The following is a 21,154-nucleotide window of genomic DNA, read 5'->3' on the forward strand; positions in this document are numbered from 1 at the left end:
ATATGAACACCGCTCAGCCAGGTAAGGGACAGCCCTTAGATGGGTAGGGTTTTGAGTAGTCGGTCTCGACTGGGAAGGAGGTGACGCCGTGGCAGCTCGCGACGACGCTGAAGCTCGTGCCGCGCAGCGCGAACGGGAGGTCGCCGACCTCACAACACAGGTCTCCTTCCTGCAGGAGGAGATCACCGCGTTGCGTCGGAAGCTGACGGAGTCTCCCCGGCAGGCCAGGATTCTCGAAGAGCGTCTCCATGACGTGCAGGCGAACCTCGCGGCCGTAACCGGCCAGAACGAGCGTCTGGTGGCCACCCTCAAGGAGGCCAGAGACCAGATTGTCGCCCTGAAGGAGGAGGTAGACCGGCTGGCGCAACCGCCATCCGGGTTCGGTGTGTTCCTCGAAGCCAGAGAAGACGGCACGGTGGAGGTCTTCACCGGTGGCCGCAAACTCAGGGTGAACGTGAGCCCCGCAGTGGAGGTCGAGTCGCTGAAGCGTGGCCAGGAGGTCATGCTCAACGAGGCGCTCAACGTCGTCGAGGCCCTCGGCTTCGAGGATCTCGGTGAGATCGTGATGCTCAAGGAGCTCCTTGAGGACGGCCGGCGCGCGCTGGTGATCTCACACGCCGACGAGGAGCGGGTGGTGAAGCTCGCCGAGTCGCTGCTGGACCAGCCGATCCGGGCGGGTGACTCCCTGCTGCTCGAACCGCGCTCGGGCTACGTCTACGAGCGCATCCCCAAGTCCGAGGTCGAGGAGCTCGTCCTGGAGGAGGTGCCCGACATCTCCTACGAGGAGATCGGCGGGCTCATGCGGCAGATCGAGCAGATCCGGGACGCCATCGAGCTCCCGTACCTGCACGCCGACCTCTTCCGCGAGCACAAGCTCCGCCCGCCCAAGGGTGTCCTGCTCTACGGGCCGCCCGGCTGCGGTAAGACCCTCATCGCGAAGGCCGTCGCCAACTCCCTGGCCAAGCAGGTCGCGGAGAAGACCGGCCAGTCCGGCAAGAGCTTCTTCCTCAACATCAAGGGTCCCGAGCTTCTCAACAAGTACGTCGGCGAGACCGAGCGGCACATCCGCCTGGTCTTCCAGCGGGCTCGCGAGAAGGCCTCCGAGGGGACCCCGGTGATCGTGTTCTTCGACGAGATGGACTCGATCTTCCGGACCCGAGGCTCGGGCGTCTCCTCCGACGTCGAGAACACCATCGTTCCCCAGCTCCTGTCGGAGATCGACGGTGTCGAGGGTCTGGAGAACGTCATCGTGATCGGCGCCTCCAACCGCGAGGACATGATCGACCCGGCGATCCTGCGGCCGGGCCGCCTGGACGTCAAGATCAAGATCGAGCGGCCGGACGCCGAGGCGGCCAAGGACATCTTCTCCAAGTACCTCATCCCGGAGCTCCCGCTCCACGCCGAGGATCTCTCCGAACACGGCTCCAACCGCCAGGAGACGATCTCCGGCATGATCCAGCGGGTCGTCGAGCGGATGTACACCGAGAGCGAGGAGAACCGCTTCCTCGAGGTGACCTACGCCAACGGCGACAAGGAGGTCCTGTACTTCAAGGACTTCAACTCCGGCGCGATGATCCAGAACATCGTCGACCGGGGCAAGAAGATGGCGATCAAGCAGTTCCTGGAGACCGGCCAGAAGGGCCTGCGGATCCAGCATCTGCTGGCGGCCTGCGTGGACGAGTTCTCCGAGAACGAGGACCTGCCCAACACCACCAACCCCGACGACTGGGCCCGCATCTCCGGCAAGAAGGGCGAGCGGATCGTCTACATCCGCACCCTCGTGACGGGCAAGCAGGGCACGGAGGCCGGACGCTCCATCGACACGGTGGCCAACACCGGTCAGTACCTGTAACCACGTGTGACCGGCGGCGCGGTTCCCCTCGTGGGGCCGCGCCGCCGGCGTCGCCATGTCTGCCGCAACACACTCGACAGCCTGTGGCTTTTGTCGCGTTTAAACCTTTTTGTCCTCGGGAGGCCGGCTCTCCTTTCACAGCCGCCCCAGAAATGGCCGGAAATAGACAGCCGTCACGGGGAACCCGAATGATCGAGACGCCGTCCAAGTGGCGTGCGTGAACATTCCGGTCCGGCCGCCCGGTGAACGGCACGGGGTCTCGCGAGGCGCTTCGGGGAAACGGCCGCCTCGCCGAACTCGATCTCCTGCGCTTCCTCGCCGCCATCGCGGTGCTCGCCTTCCACTACTTCATCGCCTTCGCCTCGGTGTGGGGCGACCGCCCTGCCGAACTGTTCCCGGCGATCTCCACCGTCTCCGGGCTCGGCATCCTCGGCGTCGAGCTGTTCTTCATGATCAGCGGGTTCGTGATCCTGATGAGCATCTGGGGGCGGAGCCTGGGGGCGTTCGCCCTTTCCCGGCTGGTGCGGCTCTACCCCGCCTACTGGGTCAGCGTGGCCGTCACCGCCGCGGTGTACGGGCTGACCGCCGCCACGGCCCTGGACCCCAAGCTCAGCCTCGGCGAGTACGGGATCAACCTCACGATGCTCCAGCGGGCCCTCGGCGTCTACGACGCCAACGGTGTCTACTGGTCGCTCTGGGTGGAACTCCGCTTCTACGTACTGATCTCGATCCTGGTGATCTTCGGGGTGACGCTCAACCGCTGCCTGGTCTTCATGGGCGTCTGGCTGCTGGCGGCCGGGTTCTTCGCCGGGAGCGACGAGGCGTGGGTCGAGCTCGTGATCATGCCCAAGTACGCGGCGTACTTCGTCGGCGGCATGGCGTTCTTCCTGATGACGAGGTTCGGTCCCAGGCTCGTCCTGTGGTGCCTGGCCGGGATCAGCGGCGGCCTGGCCGTGAGCGCGGCGATCGACCGGGTGGCCGGGCGCGTCGAGAAGGTCGGCTACGCCGCGATGCCCGTGCCCGAGTGGGCCGTTGTCGCCACCGTGGTCGGTTTCTACGTGCTCATGGCCATGGTGGCGCTGGGATGGCTGGGATGGCTGCGCTGGCGCGGCCTGGTCGTCCTGGGCGCGCTCACCTACCCGCTCTACCTGTTCCACACCCCGGCCGCGGTCCTGATCGTCCCCGCGCTGCGGGACGTGCTGCCGCCCCCGCTGACCGCCCTGGTCACGGTGCTGGCCGCGACGGCGTTCTCCTATCTGGTGTACCGGGTGGCCGAGCGTCCGCTTCAGGAGTTCGTCAAATCCGTGCGGCGGAGAAGGGCCGCATCCCCGTCCTCGTCGCAGCTCCCCGCGCTCTCCTCGATCCCCCTCGCAACGGGCGAAAAGGCTTCGGTGCCATAACTGTCCGACCACCGGGCATAGTGAAGGGTCTAGGGTCGGGAATAGATACCACGGAGAGAAACAGTCCCTGACGAACAGAGGGTGCGCATGACGGTACGGCGGGTGATGGGCATCGAGACCGAATACGGCATCTCCGTGCCCGGACAGCCGGGGGCCAACGCGATGGTGACCTCCTCTCAGGTCGTGAACGCCTATCTGGCGGCCTCGGCCGCCAGGGCACGGCGCGCGCGATGGGACTTCGAGGAGGAGAACCCGTTGCGGGACGCACGGGGGTTCGACCTCGCGCGGGAGGTGGCGGACCAGAGCCAGCTGACCGACGAGGACCTCGGCCTGGCGAACGTGATTCTCACCAACGGGGCCCGGTTGTACGTGGACCATGCCCATCCCGAATACTCCACACCCGAGTGCACCAATCCTCGGGCGGCGGTGATCTGGGACAAGGCGGGCGAACGGGTGATGCACGACGCGGCGGTTCGCGCCTCGGCGATGCCGGCCAACGCCCCGATCCAGCTCTACAAGAACAACACCGACAACAAGGGCGCCTCCTACGGCTGCCATGAGAACTACCTCATGCGCCGGGCCACCTCGTTCGCCGACATCGTCAGGCACCTGACGCCGTTCTTCGTCTCCCGGCAGGTCGTCACCGGCGCGGGCAAGGTCGGCATCGGTCAGGACTCACGGGGCGAGGGCTTCCAGATCAGCCAGCGGGCCGACTTCTTCGAGGTCGAGGTGGGGCTGGAGACGACGCTCAAGCGGCCGATCATCAACACCCGGGACGAACCCCACGCCGACCCGGAGAAATACCGTCGCCTGCACGTCATCATCGGTGACGCCAACATGTCGGAGATCTCGACCTACCTGAAGCTGGGGTCCACCGCGCTCGTCCTGGCGATGATCGAGGACGGCTACTTCACCCGCGACCTCGCCGTGGACAACCCCGTCCAGGCCCTGCGCGCGGTCTCACACGACCCCACGCTCAAGTACGAGATCTCCATGCGCGACGGCCGCAAGCTGACGGCGGTACAGCTCCAGATGGAATACCTGGAGCTCGCGCGCAAGTATGCCGAGGAGCGCAGCGCCAACGGCCTGGACGAGCCCACCAAGGACATCCTGGAGCGCTGGGAGTCGGTCCTCACCCGTCTGGCGGAGGATCCGATGCAGCTGTCCGGCGAACTCGACTGGGTGGCCAAGCTGGAGCTTCTGGAGGGATACCGGACCCGTGACGGCCTTCCCTGGTCGCATCCGCGTCTGCAGCTCGTCGATCTCCAGTACTCCGACATCCGTCCCGACCGAGGACTCTACAACCGGCTGGTCGCCCGGGGCCGCATGCAGCGCCTGGTCACCGAGGAGGAGGTGCAGAGGGCCATCGAGGTGCCGCCCAACGACACCCGGGCCTACTTCCGAGGCCGCTGCCTGAGCCAGTACAGCGAGTCGGTGGCCGCGGCCTCCTGGGACTCGGTCATCTTCGACATCCCCGGCCGTGAGTCGCTGCAGCGCGTCCCCACCCTTGAGCCGCTGCGCGGCACCAAGGCCCACGTGGGCGAGCTGTTCGACCGCTGCCGTACCGCCGCTGAGCTGGTGACGGCGCTCACCGGCGAGCAGTGACGTCCTGAGCGGGGCCTGAGAAGGGCCTGAGAGGGGGAGGCGGCCCGGCCGGGCCGCCTCCCCCTCTTCGCGCCTACCGGATCCCGTCAAACCGGACACCTGGATTGACGGGGGACGGAGAATCGGGATACGTTCCGGGTGCTTTGTGGCGGTGCGAGGGAAATCCGGTGAAATTCCGGTGCGGTCGCGCCACTGTAATCCGGCCCGCGAGGGCCGGGAGCCAGGTCACACTCGACCGCCACCGACCTACGAAAAGGGACGCGTCAATCCCGGAGGAGGTGGCCGTGAGCCAGATCTCGGCACCGCACACCCAGCCCATCCCATGGCACTCGCTCACCCGCTGGCTGCTCGCCGTACCGGTGCTGCTGCTTCTCGCCTATCTGGTCACCTTCGACCAGGGGGCGATCTCCCAGGCGGGAAACTACCTGCACGAACTCATGCACGACGGGCGTCATCTGCTCGGCGTACCGTGCCACTGAGCCGCAGGTGATCTCCAAACTCATCGTCCGGGGCCTCGTCGCCGGACTGCTCGCAGGGCTGCTCGCGGCCGTCTTCGCCTACACCGTCGGCGAACCACGCATCGACCAGGCCATCGCGCTCGAGGAGGCGGCCGCGGCCGCCTCCGCGGCCGAACCACACGACGACACCGGGACCGCCGCCCACTCCCACGACGAGGAGGAGGCCCTCGTCAGCAGGGACGGGCAGCATTTCGGGCTCTTCCTCGCCCTCGGCCTGTACGGCCTGGCGATCGGGGGACTGTTCTCCCTCGTCTACGCGGCCGTACGCGGCCGGGCGGGACCTCGCTCGGAACCGGTGCTCGCGGTCACGCTCGCCGCCGCCGCGTTCACCTCCGTCGTCCTCATCCCTTTCATGAAATATCCCGCCAACCCACCGGCGGTCGGTGACCCGGAGACGATCGACCAGCGCACTGTGCTCTATTTGGTCGCCGTGGCCATCGGGATCCTCGCCGTCGCCGCAGGCACCGCCGCCCACCGCTACGCCTCGCGGAGTGAACCGTGGGTGCGCTGGCTGTCGGCGGGCGCCGCCTTCCTGGTCCCCGTCGTCGCGGCCTGGATCCTCCTGCCGGAGATCTCGGAGGTGCCCCAGGGCTTCCCCGCCGATCTCCTGTGGGACTTCCGGATCGCCTCGATAGGAACCCAGGCGGTCTTCTGGGCCGGTGTCGGCGCGCTCTTCGCCTTCGCCGCCCGCAGGCGCGGCCCGGTGTGACGACCCCCTCGGGGGTCACCCGCCTGCTCCTGGTCTGCCACGCCTCCACCTCGGCGACGGCGCGGGCCGCGTTCCCCGTCGACGAACCACTCGACGAACGCGGCCTGCGCCGGGCCGAGAGGATGGCGCGGGACTTCGGCCCCGGTCCCGCGGCCTGCCCGGCCGAGCTGCGCTGCGTCCAGACGGCGGCGGCGCTCGGCCTGCGGGCGGAGCACGACCCGCTGCTCGCCGACTGCGACCACGGCCGCTGGAGTGGCATGACGCTCGGCGAGGTCGAGGCCGCGGAGCCCGAGGCGCTCGCCTCCTGGCTCGGCGATCCGGGCGCGGCGCCGCACGGCGGGGAGTCGATCACCGCGCTCCTCGCCAGGGTTTCCGGCTGGCTCGCCGTCCGTACTCCCGGCAGGGCCGTCGCGATCACCCATCCGGCGGTCATCCGTGCCGCGGTCGTTCACGTCCTCGGCGCCCCCGCCCGCTCCTTCTGGCGCGTCGACGTCGCGCCGCTGGCCCGGGTGGCACTCACCGGGCGCGGCGGGCGCTGGCGGCTCAGCCACCTCCCCTGACGGCGCGACCACCCGACGACGTGAACGCGATGAACATCCCGACGATGCGAAGGAGATCCCAAGGTGCGCAACCCCCGCTATCCCTTCACCGCGATCGTGGGGCTGGAGGACCTGAAACTCGCGTTGATCCTCAACGCGGTCTCCCCTCGCGTCGGGGGAGTACTGGTCAGAGGGGAGAAGGGCACCGCCAAGTCCACGATCGTGCGGGCGCTGGCCGCTCTCCTGCCGCCTGTCGAGGTGGTGACCGGTTGCCGGTTCTCCTGCGACCCCGCCGCCCCCGACCCCGGCTGCCCCGACGGGCCACACGAGGCCCCCGCGGAACCGGCGGCCCGGTCCATCAGACCCGCCCGCCTGGTCGAGCTGCCCGTCGGCGCCTCCGAGGACCGCCTCGTCGGCTCCCTCGACATCGAGCGGGCCCTCACCGAGGGCGTGAAATCCTTCGAACCCGGTCTCCTCGCGGGCGCCCACCGGGGTGTCCTGTACGTCGACGAGGTCAACCTTCTCCACGACCACCTGGTGGACCTGCTGCTCGACGCCGCGGCCCTCGGCACCTGCTACGTCGAGCGCGAGGGGGTGTCGGTACGGCACGCCGCCCGGTTCCTGCTGGTCGGGACGATGAATCCCGAGGAGGGGGAGCTGCGCCCGCAACTGCTCGACCGCTTCGGGCTGACCGTTGAGGTAAGGGCCTCGCGGGAGGCGTCCCAGCGGGCGGAGGTGGTCCGGCGCCGCCTGGCCTTCGAGGCCGACCCCGCCGCGTTCGCCGCCGCCTGGTCGGACGAGGAACGGGCGCTGGCCACGCGCATCGCCGAGGCCCGAGCCGGGGTCGCCCAGGTCGTCCTGCCGGAGGCGGCGTTGCTCAAGATCGCCACCGTCTGCGCGGGCTTCGAGGTGGACGGGCTCCGGGCCGACCTGGTCACCGCCGGCGCGGCGATCGCGCACGCCGCCTGGCAGGGCCGCACCTCCGTCACCGCCGACGACGTCCGGGAGGCGGCCAGGCTCGCGCTCCCGCACCGCCGTCGCCGTGACCCCTTCGACGCGCCCGGCCTGGACGAGTCCAGGCTCCAGGATCTCCTGGACAGGATCCCCGACGACCCCGGCCCCGATCCTGACGGCCCCCAGGGGCCGGACGACCCCGGCGGCCTCGATCCCGGCAGAGGCGAGGGAGGCCCGGAACCCGTATCCGGTGGCTCCGAGGCCGGGGACGCCACCTCGGACGACCCGGGCGGCTCTGGAGGGCACGACGGCGGGGACGCCCCCCCGCACGGGGCCGCCGACGCCCGGGACACCCCCGGCGCCGAGGCGTGGGAGGCTCAGGCCGCGAAACCCCGGGAACCGTCGGAGGCGACCGGGGGAGCACCGGCCCGCGAGCAGATCGTCGACGCCGAGCCCGGGAGCGGGAACAGGCTGTTCACCGTCCCGGGCGTCGGCGCCGGAGCTCCCGGGCGCCGGTCACGCGCCAGGACACCCCTGGGCCGTACCACGGGCGCCAGGGTCCCCGAGGGCCGCACCGGCTCCCTCCACCTGCGGGCCACCATCGGCGCCGCCGCCCCGTACCAGGTCGCGCGGGGCAGGAACGGGCCAGGACTGCTGCTGCGCCGAGGCGATCTCAGGGAGGCGGTCCGCGAGGGCCGCGAGGGCAACCTGGTGCTGTTCGTCGTGGACGCGAGCGGTTCGATGGCCGCCAGGCAGCGCATGCGCGCGGTCAAGACAGCGGTGCTCGGCCTGCTCCTCGACGCCTACCAGCGCCGCGACAAGGTCGGGCTCGTCACCTTCCGCGGCGCCCGCGCCGACCTGGTCCTGCCGCCCACCTCCTCCGTCGAGGCCGGCGCGGCCCGGCTGCGCGAGCTTCCCACCGGAGGCCGGACCCCGCTGGCCGCCGGTCTGCTGCGGGCCGCCGAGGTGCTCAGGGTCGAACGCCTGCGCGACCCGTCCAGACGCCCGCTGGTGGTCCTGGTCACCGACGGGCGGACCACCTCGGGAACCGCCGAGGAGTCCCAGCGCGCGGCGGGACTGCTGGCCGGGGTGGCGGGCGTGGTGGTCGACTGCGAGGGCGGGCCCGTACGCCTCGGCCTCGCCGCCTCCCTGGCGGCGAGGATGGGCGCGGAGACCGTACGCCTCGACGAACTCACCGACCTGGCCGGGATGGTCCGGGAGAGGCGCGGCGCCGCGTGACCGCGAAGGTCCGAGGCCGGTGAGTACGGCGAGAAGGCCGTACCAGATGACGGTGCCGGATGACAGTGACACGACAGTGAGGGGAGGGCGACGATGCCGCAGGGCAGACCCGTCAGCGTGCCCGAGGACGGCCTGACCACCAGACAGCGCCGCACCCGGCCGCTGCTGATCGTCCACACGGGACCGGGCAAGGGCAAGTCCACCGCGGCCTTCGGTCTGGCCCTGCGCGCCTGGAACCAGGGCTGGCCGATCGGGGTCTTCCAGTTCGTCAAGTCCGCCAAGTGGCGCATCGGAGAGGAGCGGGCGCTGCGGGTGCTCGGCGACTCCGGTGAGGGCGGGCCGGTCTCCTGGCACAAGATGGGCGAGGGCTGGTCCTGGATCCAGCGTCCCGGCAGCGAGGAGGACCACGCCGCCGACGCCCGCGAGGGCTGGGAGCAGATCAGACGCGACCTCGCCGCCGAGACGTTCCGCCTGTACGTGCTGGATGAGTTCACGTACCCGATGAAGTGGGGCTGGATCGACGTCGAGGAGGTGGTCGAGACCCTGCGCGGACGGCCAGGAAACCAGCACGTCGTCGTCACCGGCCGCGACGCCGACCCCCGGCTGCTCGCCGCCGCCGACCTCGTCACGGAGATGGGTAAGATCAAACACCCCATGGACGCGGGGCAGAAGGGGCAGAAGGGCATCGAATGGTAGCCCGGATCGTGATCGCGGCCCCCGCCTCAGGAGCGGGTAAGACGACCGTGGCGACCGGCCTGATGGCGGCCCTCGCCCGCCGGGGCATGGCGGTGTCCCCGCACAAGGTGGGGCCCGACTACATCGACCCCGGCTACCACGCCATGGCCACCGGCCGCCCCGGACGCAACCTCGACCCGTTCCTGACGGGGGAGGACCTCGTCGCCCCCCTCTTCCTGCACGGCGCGGCCGGGGCGGACATCGCGGTCGTCGAGGGCGTGATGGGCCTGTACGACGGCGCGGGCTCCACCGAGTTCGCCTCCACCGCGCACGTCGCCAGGCTGCTCGGGGCCCCGGTGGTCCTGGTCGTGGACGCCGCCAGGCAGAGCCGCTCCGTCGCGGCGCTGGTGCACGGGTTCGCCTCCTACGACACCCGGATCAGGCTCGGCGGAGTGATCCTCAACCGGGTCGGCTCCGAGCGGCACGAGGCCGTCTGCCGCGAGGCGCTCGCCGAGAGCGGCGTCCCGGTGCTCGGGGCGATCCGTCGCAGCGACGCCGTCACCGCCCCCTCCAGGCACCTGGGCCTGGTTCCCGTCGCCGAGCGCCGACCCCAGGCCGCCGGTGCCCTGGACGCCGTCGCGGACCTGGTCGCCGCCTCCTGCGACCTGGAGGAACTCCTGCGACTCGCCCGCAGCGCGCCGCCGCTGCCCGCCGTCCCGTGGACTCCCGGACCGCCCGCCGCTCCCGTCACGAGGATCGCGGTCGCCGGAGGGCGGGCCTTCACCTTCGGCTACACCGAGCAGGCCGAGCTGCTGGCGGCGGCGGGAGCCGAGATCGTCCCCTTCGACCCGCTCGTCGACGAGGCCCTCCCGGAGGGGACTCGCGGGATCGTGATCGGAGGCGGTTTCCCCGAGGTCCACGCGGCCGAGCTGTCGGCCAACGAGCCGCTGCGCGATCAGGTCGCCGCGTTCGAGGGGCCGATCTCGGCCGAGTGCGCGGGCCTGCTGTATCTCTCCAGGAGGCTGGACGGCAGGCCGATGTGCGGGCTCCTCGACGTCGAGGCCAGGATGACCGGGACCCTCACCCTCGGCTACCGCGACGCGGTGGCCGTCCGCGACTCGCCGCTCACCAGGGACGGCGAGCGCTACCGGGGCCACGAGTTCCACCGCACCGCGGTCGAGCCCGTCCCCGACCGGCCGCTGTTCCGCTGGCGCGGTGGCGCCGACGGGTTCGCCGACGACCGGATCACCGCCTCCTACCTGCACCTGCACTGGGCCGGCAGCCCCCATCTGGCCTCCAGGTTCGTCGAGGCCTGCCGCCGGGTCCCGGCCGTCTGACAACCCCCCGCGGTTCGAGCCGGTTCGTGAGCCGGAAATCCCGGCATCCTGCCTTTCCGTTGCCTCCACCGGCCTTTATCCGCGGCCTTGTGTCCATTTATTCGAGAAGCGTGCTCCGCCGGACGGCCCGGTTTCGCGAAACCCGGGATCGCCCGGCGGAAGAGGAGACGAAGGACGCTTTTCCCCGTTTTGAACATCCGGTGAAACGCCGCGAGATCCTAGGCGAAGGCGTCCGGTGGCAGCCTGGCCGCGGGCAGCCGTGGCGGGGCCAGCGCCACCCCCTCCGTGTGGAGGATCGCCGACAGCATGCGGCCGGCCTGCCCCATGCTGATGCGGGCAGCCGGGTCGCGCCGGAGCAGCCCTTCCAGGACGGGCCACAGCACGCCGGCCGGCGTCGCCGGATCCTCGTACCCGCCGCCCACGGGAAGGCGCTGCGCCGGTGTGCGGGAGGTGGGGCGCGGAGGGCGGCCCTCCACCGCGAAGTACAGGCTCGCACCGAGCGACCACAGGTCGCTCGCCGGGGTCGGTGGACTGCCCCGCAGCCGCTCCGGCGCGACGAAGGAGGGGACATGGAGGAACGGTACGGTCGTGGAGTCGCCCGGATCGCCGTGCAGCGCCGCGACGCCGAAGTCGGCCAGCACCACCCGGTCGCCGGTGAGCAGGATGTTGCGCGGATTGATGTCCCGATGCAGGACACCCGCCCCGTGCGCGTGGCGCAGCCCGCCCAGCAACTGGAAGCCGATCCACGCCGCCCAGTGGATCGGCAGGCGGTCCAGGTGCCGCACGGTCTCCTTGAGTGTGAGGGCCTCCAGCAACTCCATGACGATCCAGAGCCGCCCGTCCTCCTCGAGCAGGTCGTGCACGGAGATCACCGCCGGGTGGTTCAGCCTCCCGGCCGAGCGCGCCTCGCGCAGGGCCCACCGCCGTGCGTCGTGCATGTCCATCCCGTCCTCGGTGAACCGAGGCTGGATCTCCTTGATCGCCACATTCCGCCTGAGCAGGGAGTCGTGGGCCCGCCACACCGTGCCCACACCGTCCCGCCCGATCGGCGAGGCCAGGTGATAGCGATCACCCAGTAAGCGTGCCTTCCTCGCACCTGTCCCCATGAATCACCTGCTGCACATAGAAGCCGGGCACCTCAGCTGATTCATATTTTCATCTGGAACGATGCACCGGGTGATTACCTAGGGTGATTCTCTGTAACGATTTAGGCGCGTGGGCTTGATGTCGTCTTATTTCACGTCCGTAAAGCCCGTTTGCGGATTCCGGAAAACCGTTCCCGAGGGTGGTGAAAGCGTTTCGGAAACGTTCGTGAACGGCCTCAGGCCGCACTGAAGCAGCGCACGTCCTCAAGCATCTTCGAGGTCCGCTCGGCGCTCAGCCGCGCTCGCGGATCCTTGCGCAGCAGCCCTCGCAGCACCGGCTCCAGGGCGCCCGCCCGCTTCGGCGCGCGCGGCGGTTCGCGCAGGGCCGCGACCAGCGCCGCCATCGAGTTCACCGTGCGGAACGGGGTCCTGCCCTCCACCGCCATGTACAGCGTCGCGCCGAACGACCACATGTCCGCCTCGCGGGTGCCGCCCCTGCCCTGCAACGCCTCCGGCGCGATGAAGGCCGGGGTGCCCCGGGTCGAGGTCGTCGCGGCCCCTTCCGGCGCGGCGAAGCCGAAGTCGGCCAGCACCACGCGATCACCGGTCAGCATGATGTTGGCGGGTTTGATGTCGCGGTGGATCACCCCGCCGTCGTGCGCGTGCCGCAACGCCTCCAGCAGGCGGCACCCCATCGCCGCCACAAGATCCACCGGGAGCGGGCCCGCCTGCACGAGCGTGTCGTGCAGCGTCAGCGCCTCCAGGAACTCCATGACGATCCAGAGCCGCTCGGACTCCTCGGTGAGGTTGTGCACCGTCACGATGCCCCGGTGGCTCAGCCGCGCCGCCATGCGAGCCTCCCTGACCACTCGCCGCCGCTGCTCGGCCGCGGCGGGCCCGGGTGGCAGAAGTATCTCCTTGAGGGCCACCTCTCGCTCCAGAAGCAGGTCGTATGCACGCCAGACGACGCCGGTCGCCCCCTGTCCGACGCGTGAGACGAGCTTGTACCTGCGCGCGATGATGGTGCTCACCCCCCAATGATCGCAGTTTTCGGTCGCGAAGACCTACCTGGAACGTTCCCGATCTCCCTCGGGCGGCGAATTCGCCTGGATCCGGTGAGTGATGATGCTCACACGAACCGATGTGGGGCCGCAGGGCGCTCGTGCGCGGACGCGGAGGCGCCGGCGGAGATCGAGGCGCCGCCGGGAGCGTCGCTGCGGGGTTCGTGGGGATTCGTGGAGGTTCAGAGGAGACCGATCCCCAGCATCAGCGTGCCCGCTCCCAGTGCCACCCCGCCTGCCGGGACCAGCCAGATCAGGCGGTTCGGTTTCGTGTCGGAGGGGCGTACGACGGACAGGAAGAAGCCCAGGGGCATCAGGATCGGCGCCGCCACGATCAGGATCCGCGTCAGGTCCTTCAGGCCGCCGGGCAGATCCGCGTGGTCGATGTAGAGCAGGGCGACGAGCGCGAGGAGCACCAGGACGCCCGCGTGTGCGTGGCCTGCCCGCCACAGGCCACGCCGCACCGGGTTGTCCAGGTAGCCGGGGGTGCCGCGCATGATGTGCGCGAGCAGGGAGACCCCGCCGAAGGCCACGGCGGGCACGGTGATGAGGAGTGTTCCGGCTGTGCTCAGCGACGACGGTGACATGGGGCCCCCTTCTTTGGATAGTGATGCTATCCGATTATTGGATAGAGATGCTATCCAGTCAAGGTGGGCGGATTTCACCTCGGGTTCCGGGGGAGGTCCCCTGACGGAGGGGAGTTCGGCGCGGCCCGTACGGGCTCCCGCAAAGATCACGGGATGATCCGCGCGCAATGTCGCCCGGTTCGGGGAAGATATGAATCAGATCCGTCCCCCAGGTGGAGGTGCCACACATGGCAAGCAAGGACACCGGCGGCCAGAAGCAGACCGGCCGGACCGACAAGGAGGTCGAGGAGACCGCCCCGGCGGAGACCTCCGACGTTCAGGAGCGTCACGAGAAGCTCTCCGACGACGTCGACGCGATCCTCGACGAGATCGACGAGGTGCTGGAGGAGAACGCAGAGGAGTTCGTGAGGAGTTACGTGCAGAAGGGCGGACAGTAGGTTCGTCCGTCGGAGTCAAAGGTCAGAGGTGAGGACGGATCCGGCGGGGAGCCGGGGGACCCGTTCTGACCGCGGGCCCGGCTCGGCTCCCGCCGGGCCCGGCTGGCGGGTGACGTGCGGCCGCACCCCGCCGGGAGCGCCCTGGTGGGTGCTCCGCCTCCGATCGCCGCGAACACGCTGAGCCGACCAGGGGAGACCCCTCCGGGAATGTTCCCGGAGGGAATCGAGAGCCGTCCCACGGCCACCGCCCCGCCTCCCACGCGGGCCGGGCGGGCCTTCGCCATCTTCGCGACCCCGTCGTGTTCGCCGTGCCCCGAGGGGGATCGGCACGAGATCCGGTGACCGGAGCCGATCATCCGTAAAGATTCAAAAGCCCGGCGGAGTGTGGTTCGCGCTGAGCTGATCCAGGGAAGTGCAAGCAGCACGGCAAGATGAGTAAGGTCGGGCCTTAAAGGACCGCACCTTTGGAGGGAGTCGCGTGGGATCTCACAGGGACCTGCCCGCCGGCATGGTGAATCACATCTTTACCGACACCGGGAGCTCCTCGTTCACCGAGTTCGTCAGGTCCCATTCGCCGGACTTGCTGCCTGGCCGTAACGAGGTCCTGGGGACCTCGGTGGGCGATCACATCCCGCACGCCACCACGATCGTCGCGGCGATGTGCGCCGGTGGCGTGGTGATCGCGGGAGACCGCCGGGCGACCTCCGGCAACATCATCTCCCAGCGTGACATGGAGAAGGTGTTCCGCACCGACGACCACTCGGGCCTGGGCATCGCGGGGACGGCGAGCACGGGCATCGAGATGGCCCGCCTCTACCGGGTGGAGCTCGAACACTACGAGAAGCGCGAGGGCCGCACGCTCTCGGTGACGGGCAAGGCCAACCGGCTCGCCACGATGATCCGCGGCAACCTGCCGATGGCGATGCAGGGGCTCGTGGTCGTCCCGCTCTTCGCCGCCTACGACCCCGATGTCGACGGTGGCCGCATCTTCAGCTACGACGTGGGCGGCGGTCCCTACGAACAGCACCACTACCACTCGATCGGATCCGGTTCGATCTTCGCGCGAGGTGCTCTGAAGAAGCTCTACCGCGAGGGTGCCTCCCCCGAGGAGACCGTGCTGACGCTGATCCACGCACTCTACGACGCGGCCGACGACGACTCGGCGACCGGCGGCCCCGACATCACCCGCAAGATCTGGCCCGTCGTCGCGGTGATCACCGCCGACGGATACCGCCGGCTTCCCGACGAGGAGGTCGGAGAGCTCGTCCGGGTCGTGGTCGAGTCCCGGGCCGACCACCCCGACGGCCCCACCGCCCCGCTGCGCTAACACGAGAGGATCACCCCAGGTGTCCATGCCTTTTGGATATGTCTCGCCCGAGCAGCAGATGCGGGACAAGGCGGATTACGCGCGCAAGGGGATCGCGCGGGGCCGTAGCGTCGTCGTCCTGCAGTACGAGGACGGCATCCTGTTCGTCGCTCCCAACCCGTCCCGCGCCCTGCACAAGATCAGCGAGATCTACGACAAGATCGGGTTCGCCGCGGTCGGCCGCTACAACGAGTTCGAGGCCCTGCGCCTCGGCGGCATCCGATACGCCGACATCAACGGCTACACCTACGCCCGCGACGACGTCACCGCCCGTGGCCTGGCCAACCTCTACGCGCAGAACCTCGGCCAGATCTTCACCGAGTCGCTGAAGCCGTTCGAGGTGGAGATCGTGGTCGCCGAGGTCGGTGACTCCTCCGACGAGGACCACATCTACCGGCTGACCTTCGACGGCTCGGTCTTCGACGAGGCGGGGCTGGTGGCCATGGGCGGCCAGGCCGAGACGGTGGCGGCCCGTCTCAAGGAGCGCTACCGCGACGGCCTGTCGCTGACCGAGGCGCTGGAGGCGGCGCTGTTCGCGCTGACCGAGCCGGGAGGCGAGCGCTTCCCCGCGAACCAGCTGGAGGTGGCGGTGCTCGACCGCAACCGCCCGCACCGCAAGTTCCTGCGGCTCAACGGCCCCAGGCTGGAGCGGCTGCTGGCCCAAGGTGCCCCCGTGGCCGGGGGCGAGAAGACGGCAGGGGGCGAGAACCCCCTCTCCGCCCCCGAGACGCCGGGCGCCCCGCCGACCGCGCCCGACGGCGACATCGACACCGGATCCAGCGGCTGACCGCGTCCGCGGGCGACGCCGGTGCCGCGCCGGGTGGTCTGACCGCACGGCGTGGGGGTGCCGTCCTCTGCAGGACGGCACCCCCACGCCGGAAGGCAGGTCTTCTCCTGCGGGACGCCTGAGAACGGTGGCAGCACGGTCCCCCGCGCCGGACGGGCCGGTCAGCGGCACGCCGTGGTCCGTGTCGCGAAAAAGCCCGACGCGGGCAGTGGCGCTCCGGCACCGGACGACACCTCACGACACCCCGCGACACCCGTTCCGCCTCGCCGGGAACACCGCTCCCGGCGAGGCGGGAACGGGTGTCGCTGCGGTGTGTCCTGGATCACATCGTCTCCGGACAACCGGCCCCGCTCCACGCTGGTCACACTCCGTGTGAACAACACCTCCCGGATCCGGACCGGATCCGCCCCTCGTATGACCGCCCTCGCGGCTCCTCGACGGCCCGGTGTGGCGCTGGCCCTGCTCGCGGCCGTGGCGCTGGCGTCAGGCTGCGCCGCGGAGTCCTCCTCCGCACCCCCGCCGGTCACGTCCTCCTCCGCGCCCGCTCCCTCGACGGGCGCGCCGACCCCCACCCCGGGCTCCGCCGCGGCCGTCCCCGAGCTCTTCGGTACCGAGTTCCAGGCGGCTCCGGAACACGACTGGAGCAAGGGGCGTCCGCCGCCCTTCGAGGGCGTCCTGAGGGGCTGGCTCACCGACGTGGACGACAACGGGGTGGCCGAGTACCGGCCGATCCGCTTCGTCCAGCGCGGTGGCGAGGACGGTCACTTCGACGGCCCCGAGGAAGGCGACGTGGTCCGCTACCTGGCGCCCATCGCCGAGGACGTGCTGTTTCTCGCCGACAGCGGCTGCGACAACACGACGCAGACCTACGACAAGGCCACCAATCTCGGCACCGAGAGCTGCACCCGTCAGACGTTGATCGACAACGTCAGGGAGGCCGCCTCGCTGACCGGGGTCGAGGGCCTCCACCGGCCGGCCCTGATCACCACGGAGAACGGCAGGATCACCAAGGTTGTCGAGATCTTCTGGCAGGGCGGAGGCTGATCGAGGCCGTCGATCCCGGCGCCTTCGCGCCACTCGCGCCCAGCGGGAACCGGGCGCGGGGCGCGTCCGCGCTTAGGCGCTCACAGCCTGGGGCATAAGCCGTACGACCGAAAACCCCATGATCCCTCCCACGAGAGGGGTTCGGCGAATAGTGTGAGGCAATGGATCGTCGCATCTTCGGGCTTGAGAACGAGTACGGCGTCACCTGCACGTTCAGGGGGCAGCGGCGGCTGTCACCCGACGAGGTAGCGCGTTATCTATTCCGCCGCGTCGTCTCCTGGGGCCGATCGAGCAACGTCTTCCTCCGCAACGGGGCGCGCCTGTATCTGGACGTGGGGAGCCACCCCGAGTACGCCACCCCCGAGTGTGACAACGTCGTGGAGCTCGTCACCCACGACAAGGCGGGCGAGCGCATTCTGGAGGGCCTCCTCGTCGACGCGGAGAAACGCCTCCGTGAGGAGGGGATCGCCGGCGACATCTACCTGTTCAAGAACAACACCGACTCCGCGGGCAACTCCTACGGCTGCCACGAGAACTATCTGGTCGGCCGGCACGGCGAGTTCGGCCGCCTGGCGGACGTGCTGATCCCGTTCCTGGTCACCCGGCAGATCATCTGCGGGGCGGGCAAGGTGCTGCAGACCCCGCGTGGAGCGGTCTACTGCGTCTCCCAGCGGGCCGAGCACATCTGGGAGGGCGTCTCCAGCGCCACCACCCGGTCGCGTCCGATCATCAACACCCGTGACGAGCCGCACGCCGACGCCGAGCGGTTCCGCCGCCTGCACGTCATCGTCGGCGACTCGAACATGAGCGAGACGACCATGCTGCTCAAGGTCGGCGCGACCGACCTGGTGCTCCGCATGATCGAGGCGGGCACCGTGATGCGCGACCTGTCCCTGGAGAACCCGATCCGGGCCATCAGGGAGGTCTCCCACGACATGACCGGGCGGCGGCGGGTGCGGCTGGCCAACGGCCGGGAGGCGTCCTCGCTGGAGATCCAGGAGGAATACCTCTCCAAGGCCCGTGACTTCGTCGACCGCCGCGGCGGCGACGAGGTCAGCCACCGGGTGCTGGAGCTGTGGGAGCGCACGCTCAACGCGGTCGAGACCGGCAGCCTCGACAAGGTCGCCCGCGAGATCGACTGGGTGACCAAGTACCAGCTGATCGAGCGCTACCGCCAGAAGTACGACCTGCCGCTGTCGAGCCCCAGGGTGGCTCAGCTCGACCTCGCCTACCACGACGTGCACCGCCGCCGTGGCCTGTTCTACCTGCTGCAGAAGCGCGGTGCGGTGGAGCGGGTGGCCTCCGACCTGAAGATCTTCGAGGCCAAGTCGGTGCCGCCGCAGACCACCCGGGCCCGGCTGCGCGGTGAGTTCATCCGCAAGGCGCAGGAGAAGCGCCGCGACTTCACCGTCGACTGGGTGCACCTGAAGCTCAACGATCAGGCGCAGCGCACCGTGCTGTGCAAGGACCCCTTCCGTAGCGTCGACGAGAGGGTGGACAAGCTCATCGCCGGGATGTGACGGTCATACTTCGGCAAGCTCGTTCCCGGCCTTACCTCCTCCGTACGCCGGGACGGGTAATGTGGCGCGAACCTGACGTCTGCTTGAGGGATACCTATGCGCCGCCGCAGCATGGCCGTACTGGCCGCAGTGCCTTTGATATTCGCCGCAGCATGCGGCTCCGACGGAGGCACGGCCACCGGCGCCTCCAGTTCCGCCAGCGCGGGGGAGGTCACCGAGCTGCAGGTGACCGGGCAGGCGGGCGCCAAGCCGACCGTCGCGTTCCCGCCGAAGGTCGTCGAGACCTCCTCCTACAAGGTGCTCACCCCCGGCACCACGGGGGAGGCCGCCAAGCCCGGCGCCAGCGTCATCGCCAACTTCACCGTCTTCACCTGGGACGGCAAGGAGAACAAGCTCGCCGGCTCGACCTACGACGAGGGCGGGCCGCAGGTCATCACGCTCAACGAGCAGGTCCCGGAGATCCTCCGCAAGGGCTTCGCCGAGACCAAGGGCGGCGGCAGGTTCATGTCGGTCGTCGCCAAGGACGCGCTGCCCGCCGAGCAGCAGGCGCAGGCCCCTCCCGGCCAGTCGCAGGTCTTCGTGGTCGACGTCGTGGGCGTCCCCCAGGAGAAGGCCGCCAAGGGCACCGCGACCGACCCCGGTCTCGACGGTGTCACGGTGGAGAACCCGGCCGGCGACGCCGCGCCGAAGCTCACCACCAAGACCAAGAAGAAGGCTCCCAAGGAGCTCGTCGCCAAGACCGTGATCCAGGGCACGGGCCCCGAGGTCAAGTCCGGCCAGTCGATCCTGGTCCAGTACGCCGGGAAGATCTGGGGATCGGACGCCGAGTTCGACAGCAGCTGGTCCCGCGGCGCCCAGCCGATCATGTTCCAGATCGGCACCGGCAAGGTCATCAAGGGCTGGGACCAGGGTCTGGTCGGTGTCCCGGTCGGCAGCCGGGTGCTGCTGAGCATCCCGCCGGACCTCGGTTACGGCAAGGAGGGCTCCGGCGAGAAGATCAAGGGCACCGACACCCTGGTCTTCCTGGTCGACGTGCTGGGCGCCTACTGAGCCCGCTGACCGACTGATCTGACATTCCGCCGGTGCGACCCGCCCCGTCTCGGAGCCCGGCCGTACGCGTACGGCCGGGCTCCGTGCTTTTCCGGTTCAGGGCTCAGCCGAGGCCGGGTCATCCGCGTCGTCCGTCCGGTCTCGTGTCGCCTGGGTCGTTTACCGAAAACATGCAGCGCGGAAGCGCGGAATAATGTCGAACGGTTGCGACTCGAATGCATTGAGTAATATTCTCGCCGCGTGTTGGTGACGGAGATGTTGAAACTCGCTCCGAGTGTGGAGCAGGGCTGCGCCCTGCTGGCGACGATGCGCGCGTGCAACGCCGCCGCCAACCGCGCCGCCGAGGTGGCGTTCGAACACCGCAGCGCTAACAAGATCGCCTTGCAGAAGCTGGTATACGTCGGCCTGCGGCACGAGTTCGGCCTGTCGGCGCAGATGGCCATCCGTTCCATTGCCAAGGCATGTGAGGCATACAAGCGGGACAAGGACATTCAGCCGGTCTTCCGGGAGTTGGGTGCGGTCGCCTACGACCAGCGCCTCCTGTCGTGGAAGGGGCGCGACGCGGTCAGCATCCTCACCCTGTCGGGCAGGATCATCGTCCCCGTGCTCTACCAGGGGCGCTGGCCGGCCACCAATGGCGCTGTCATACGCGGCCAGGTCGACCTCGTCTATCGCGACGGCGCGTTCTACCTTGCCGCCGTGATCGACGTCCCTGAACCGGCGCGGGGCGACGAGCCTGACAAATGGCTGGGCGTGGATCTGGGCATCGTCAACCTGGCCACCGACTCCACCGGTCAGGCCCACACAGGTAAGGGCGTACGCGCCTTACGGCGACGCAACGCCCGCCTGCGGGCACGTCTGCAGACCAAGGACCAAGTCCGCCAAGCGGCTCCTGAAGAAGCGCCGCCGCGCCGAGTCCCGCTTCACCCGCAACGTCAACCATGTGATCAGCAAGCAGTTGGTCGGCAAAGCCAAAGGCACCCGCTCCGGCATCGCCCTCGAAGACCTCGAAGGTATTCGGGATCGGGTAACGGTTCGTAAGGCTCAGCGTGCCGACCTGCACTCGTGGGGCTTTCACCAGCTCCGCACGTTCATCACCTACAAGGCCGCCCTCGCGGGCGTGCCCATGCGTCTGGTGGACCCCCGTAACACCTCCCGCACCTGCCATCGGTGCGGGCACTGCGACAAGCGCAACCGTCCCAACCGGGATGACTTCAAGTGCCTCGGCTGCGGGTTCGCCGGCCCCGCCGACCACAATGCTGCGATCAACATCGGTCGCAGGGCAGTGAGTCACGCTGCCGACGACGCGGCCTGACCCGTGCACCCCATGCACGGCGAGGAGCTGCAAGCTCGGCCCTTCACTTCAGCGCCGAGAAGCTGACCTTCAAG

The 21,154-nt window shown here is 69.6% G+C and carries 19 protein-coding genes and 1 riboswitch; of the genes, 16 read left to right on the plus strand and 3 right to left on the minus strand.

What is annotated here, in order from left to right; translation table 11 throughout:
- Window positions 1-88 precede the first annotated feature (88 nt).
- The 9 genes from arc to ACFY3D_RS25765 all read left to right on the plus strand — a co-directional run bounded on the left by arc (window position 89) and on the right by ACFY3D_RS25765 (window position 10,828).
- Complete coding sequence (gene arc, locus ACFY3D_RS25725; RefSeq protein WP_362514351.1) at window positions 89-1,852, plus strand: proteasome ATPase; 1,764 nt, start codon at window positions 89-91, stop codon at window positions 1,850-1,852.
- Between the two features lie 242 nt (window positions 1,853-2,094).
- Window positions 2,095-3,252, plus strand: a complete 1,158-nt coding sequence (locus ACFY3D_RS25730) for an acyltransferase family protein (RefSeq protein ID WP_389983503.1) — start codon at window positions 2,095-2,097, stop codon at window positions 3,250-3,252.
- An 87-nt stretch (window positions 3,253-3,339) separates the two neighbouring features.
- Entirely contained in the window at window positions 3,340-4,857 is a 1,518-nt protein-coding gene (dop, locus tag ACFY3D_RS25735) for a depupylase/deamidase Dop (RefSeq protein WP_350948294.1), read from the plus strand.
- Between the two features lie 119 nt (window positions 4,858-4,976).
- Window positions 4,977-5,107, plus strand: a riboswitch (cobalamin riboswitch).
- A gap of 34 nt (window positions 5,108-5,141) precedes the next feature.
- Window positions 5,142-5,336, plus strand: coding sequence for a CbtB domain-containing protein (locus ACFY3D_RS25740; RefSeq protein WP_362515902.1), 195 nt, complete (start codon window positions 5,142-5,144; stop codon window positions 5,334-5,336).
- A 7-nt stretch (window positions 5,337-5,343) separates the two neighbouring features.
- Window positions 5,344-6,084: a CbtA family protein gene (locus ACFY3D_RS25745; RefSeq protein WP_389983506.1), complete on the plus strand. Its 741-nt coding sequence runs from the start codon at window positions 5,344-5,346 to the stop codon at window positions 6,082-6,084.
- Window positions 6,081-6,644: a histidine phosphatase family protein gene (locus tag ACFY3D_RS25750; RefSeq protein WP_389983509.1), complete on the plus strand. Its 564-nt coding sequence runs from the start codon at window positions 6,081-6,083 to the stop codon at window positions 6,642-6,644. The genes ACFY3D_RS25745 and ACFY3D_RS25750 overlap by 4 nt, the downstream gene beginning before the upstream one ends.
- Before the next feature lie 63 nt (window positions 6,645-6,707).
- On the plus strand, window positions 6,708-8,816 hold the full coding sequence (locus ACFY3D_RS25755; RefSeq protein WP_389983512.1) for a VWA domain-containing protein: 2,109 nt from the start codon (window positions 6,708-6,710) through the stop codon (window positions 8,814-8,816).
- Window positions 8,817-8,909: 93 nt separating this feature from the next.
- A complete protein-coding gene (gene cobO, locus ACFY3D_RS25760) occupies window positions 8,910-9,512 on the plus strand; it encodes a cob(I)yrinic acid a,c-diamide adenosyltransferase (RefSeq protein WP_389983515.1) in 603 nt (200 codons plus the stop codon).
- A complete protein-coding gene (locus ACFY3D_RS25765) occupies window positions 9,506-10,828 on the plus strand; it encodes a cobyrinate a,c-diamide synthase (protein ID WP_389983519.1) in 1,323 nt (440 codons plus the stop codon). The genes cobO and ACFY3D_RS25765 overlap by 7 nt, the downstream gene beginning before the upstream one ends.
- A 218-nt stretch (window positions 10,829-11,046) precedes the next feature.
- Here the strand turns inward: ACFY3D_RS25765 and ACFY3D_RS25770 are convergent, their stop codons facing one another.
- The 3 genes from ACFY3D_RS25770 to ACFY3D_RS25780 all read right to left on the minus strand — a co-directional run bounded on the left by ACFY3D_RS25770 (window position 11,047) and on the right by ACFY3D_RS25780 (window position 13,561).
- Window positions 11,047-11,934: a serine/threonine-protein kinase gene (locus tag ACFY3D_RS25770; RefSeq protein WP_389983522.1), complete on the minus strand. Its 888-nt coding sequence runs from the start codon at window positions 11,932-11,934 to the stop codon at window positions 11,047-11,049.
- Window positions 11,935-12,149: 215 nt separating this feature from the next.
- On the minus strand, window positions 12,150-12,944 hold the full coding sequence (locus ACFY3D_RS25775; protein ID WP_350948302.1) for a serine/threonine-protein kinase: 795 nt from the start codon (window positions 12,942-12,944) through the stop codon (window positions 12,150-12,152).
- 212 nt (window positions 12,945-13,156) lie between these two features.
- Window positions 13,157-13,561: a hypothetical protein gene (locus ACFY3D_RS25780; RefSeq protein ID WP_389983525.1), complete on the minus strand. Its 405-nt coding sequence runs from the start codon at window positions 13,559-13,561 to the stop codon at window positions 13,157-13,159.
- Between the two features lie 227 nt (window positions 13,562-13,788).
- On the opposite strand from ACFY3D_RS25780, the gene ACFY3D_RS25785 reads away from it, so the two are divergent.
- The 7 genes from ACFY3D_RS25785 (at window position 13,789) to ACFY3D_RS25815 (ending at window position 21,080) form a co-directional block, all read left to right on the plus strand.
- The gene (locus tag ACFY3D_RS25785) at window positions 13,789-13,998 is read left to right on the plus strand and encodes a ubiquitin-like protein Pup (protein WP_329079325.1); all 210 of its coding nucleotides are present in this window, start codon (window positions 13,789-13,791) and stop codon (window positions 13,996-13,998) included.
- 508 nt (window positions 13,999-14,506) lie between these two features.
- Complete coding sequence (prcB, locus tag ACFY3D_RS25790) at window positions 14,507-15,325, plus strand: proteasome subunit beta (protein WP_389983685.1); 819 nt, start codon at window positions 14,507-14,509, stop codon at window positions 15,323-15,325.
- Window positions 15,326-15,350: 25 nt separating this feature from the next.
- Complete coding sequence (prcA, locus tag ACFY3D_RS25795) at window positions 15,351-16,151, plus strand: proteasome subunit alpha (protein WP_389983528.1); 801 nt, start codon at window positions 15,351-15,353, stop codon at window positions 16,149-16,151.
- 414 nt (window positions 16,152-16,565) lie between these two features.
- A complete protein-coding gene (locus tag ACFY3D_RS25800; RefSeq protein WP_389983531.1) occupies window positions 16,566-17,195 on the plus strand; it encodes a hypothetical protein in 630 nt (209 codons plus the stop codon).
- A 161-nt stretch (window positions 17,196-17,356) separates the two neighbouring features.
- Window positions 17,357-18,715 carry a Pup--protein ligase gene (pafA, locus tag ACFY3D_RS25805; protein WP_350948306.1) on the plus strand — a complete coding sequence of 453 codons (1,359 nt, stop codon included), beginning with the start codon at window positions 17,357-17,359 and terminating at the stop codon, window positions 18,713-18,715.
- 96 nt (window positions 18,716-18,811) lie between these two features.
- A complete protein-coding gene (locus ACFY3D_RS25810; protein WP_389983534.1) occupies window positions 18,812-19,765 on the plus strand; it encodes an FKBP-type peptidyl-prolyl cis-trans isomerase in 954 nt (317 codons plus the stop codon).
- A gap of 892 nt (window positions 19,766-20,657) precedes the next feature.
- Complete coding sequence (locus ACFY3D_RS25815) at window positions 20,658-21,080, plus strand: RNA-guided endonuclease TnpB family protein (RefSeq protein WP_389983688.1); 423 nt, start codon at window positions 20,658-20,660, stop codon at window positions 21,078-21,080.
- The last annotated feature ends 74 nt before the right edge of the window (window positions 21,081-21,154 follow it).

Origin of the sequence: Streptosporangium sp. NPDC000509 (assembly GCF_042898365.1) — a bacterium.
In the GTDB taxonomy this organism is placed as follows: domain Bacteria; phylum Actinomycetota; class Actinomycetes; order Streptosporangiales; family Streptosporangiaceae; genus Streptosporangium.

Bases quoted from the DNA above. Each gene is read 5' to 3' on its own strand.
- dop (WP_350948294.1), top strand. From the start codon at position 3,340: ATGACGGTACGGCGGGTGATGGGCATCGAGACCGAATACGGCATCTCC.
- cobO (WP_389983515.1), top strand. From the start codon at position 8,910: ATGCCGCAGGGCAGACCCGTCAGCGTGCCCGAGGACGGCCTGACCACC.
- ACFY3D_RS25765 (WP_389983519.1), top strand. From the start codon at position 9,506: ATGGTAGCCCGGATCGTGATCGCGGCCCCCGCCTCAGGAGCGGGTAAG.
- ACFY3D_RS25770 (WP_389983522.1), bottom strand. From the start codon at position 11,934: ATGGGGACAGGTGCGAGGAAGGCACGCTTACTGGGTGATCGCTATCAC.
- ACFY3D_RS25780 (WP_389983525.1), bottom strand. From the start codon at position 13,561: ATGTCACCGTCGTCGCTGAGCACAGCCGGAACACTCCTCATCACCGTG.
- ACFY3D_RS25785 (WP_329079325.1), top strand. From the start codon at position 13,789: ATGGCAAGCAAGGACACCGGCGGCCAGAAGCAGACCGGCCGGACCGAC.
- prcB (WP_389983685.1), top strand. From the start codon at position 14,507: ATGGTGAATCACATCTTTACCGACACCGGGAGCTCCTCGTTCACCGAG.
- prcA (WP_389983528.1), top strand. From the start codon at position 15,351: ATGCCTTTTGGATATGTCTCGCCCGAGCAGCAGATGCGGGACAAGGCG.
- ACFY3D_RS25800 (WP_389983531.1), top strand. From the start codon at position 16,566: ATGACCGCCCTCGCGGCTCCTCGACGGCCCGGTGTGGCGCTGGCCCTG.
- pafA (WP_350948306.1), top strand. From the start codon at position 17,357: ATGGATCGTCGCATCTTCGGGCTTGAGAACGAGTACGGCGTCACCTGC.
- ACFY3D_RS25810 (WP_389983534.1), top strand. From the start codon at position 18,812: ATGCGCCGCCGCAGCATGGCCGTACTGGCCGCAGTGCCTTTGATATTC.